General features: G+C 57.4%; 1 protein-coding gene. It reads right to left on the bottom strand.

Features of this window, described 5'->3' with window-relative positions:
* The coding region (locus MHX63_RS10365; protein ID WP_239388728.1) for a Rib/alpha-like domain-containing protein at positions 1 to 1,673 on the bottom strand (1,673 nt) is incomplete at both ends.

Raw genomic sequence — 1,673 nt, 5'->3', positions numbered from 1 at the left:
CGTCGACCTCGTCACCGTCGTTGATACCGTCATCATCGGTATCCGGCTTGGTCGGATCAGTACCGAGATCCTCCTCTTCCTTGTCGGTCAGACCATCACCATCAGTATCCTTCTGGTCATCCTCACCCGGCTGGTCACCCTCGTCATCCTTCTCGGTCAGGTCAGCAACACCATTGTCATTCTTGTCGGTGATGCCGGTATCGCCAAGGCCGTCGCCGTCCTTGTCCTCAACCTTGCCCTCAGGAACCTCGGACTCTTCCTTGTTCGGCTTACCGTCACCGTCAGTGTCCTCGTCACCATCATTGGTGCCGTTGCCATCGGTATCCGGGTTCAGCGGATCCAGGCAAGCTTCCTTCTCATCATCGTTGGAAACACCGTCGTTATCAGCGTCCGGGTCCTCAGAGTTGATGATGCCGTCGTCGTCCTTGTCACCCTTCGGGCCGTCCTCGTCATCCTTGTCGATGATGTCCGGGATGCCGTCTCCGTCGGAATCCTTGGATTCGTCAACATTCGGATCAGACTCGTCCTTGTTCGACTTGCCGTCCTCGTCGGCGTCCTCGTCGCCATCCTCGACACCGTCATCATCGGAGTCCTTGTCGTAAGGATCGGTCCCGGCAACCTTCTCGTCGGTGTTATTGACACCATCACCATCGATATCCGGATCAACCGCATCCGGGATGCCATCCTCGTCGGTGTCGTTGGTCAGCGGGCCATCGGTGATGTCAGCCTCACCATCTTCCGGATCCTTATCGGTAACACCGGTATCACCCAGGCCATCGCCATCGGAGTCGGACACTGGCGCGTCAGGAACCTCAGACTCATCCTTGTTCTTCTTACCGTCACCGTCAGTGTCCTCGTCACCATCGTTGGTGCCATCACCATCGGTGTCCGGGTTCAGCGGATCCAGACCGGCTTCCTTTTCATCATCGTTGGATACACCGTCGCCATCAGCGTCAGGATCCTCGGCGTTGATGATGCCGTCGCCATCCTTGTCACCCTTCGGACCATCCTCATCATCCTTGTCGATGATGTCCGGGATGCCATCGCCATCCTTATCGGTGGTCTTGTCCTCGTTCGGGTTGGACTCGTCCTTGTTCGGCTTGCCGTCGCCGTCGGTGTCCTCGTCACCATCGTTGACGCCGTCACCGTCGCTATCCGGGTTCTTCGGATCGGTACCGGCAGCCTTCTCGTCAGAGTTATTGACACCATCGCCATCGATGTCCGGATCCTCAGAATCCGGGATACCGTCACCATCGGTGTCCGGATCCTCGATCATGCGCTCGGTGACAGTGAGCTTGAACTCATCCGTAGCTTCCTTGCCGTCCAAGGTTGCCTTGACCTCAACGTCGTAGGACGTCAGCTCTGCATCAGCAGGCACCACGCCCTCGATCGCCTTAGTCTCCGGGTTGTACGTCAAGTACTCAGGCAAGCCAGTAACCGTAACCTCGGAACCTTCGGTGGACTTGACCGGAATAGACACCTTCTCGCCACGCTGAACCTTCGTATCCGGAACAGCATCAACGCTCACATCAGAACCCGGAACCTCCGGGTTAGCATCCGGCTCATCAACCGTGACAGTCACATCGACAGTGTCGGTGGAACCATCCGGGTAAGTCACAACAACCGGAACGGTGATCTTGTCACCAGGGGTCGCATCCTCCGGAACCGGAACA

The organism is Corynebacterium sp. ACRQK, from assembly GCF_022345965.1.
Taxonomy (GTDB): Bacteria; Actinomycetota; Actinomycetes; order Mycobacteriales; family Mycobacteriaceae; genus Corynebacterium.
The sequence above is the reverse complement of the archived record's forward strand: the minus strand, read 5'-3'. Positions and strand labels throughout refer to the sequence as shown.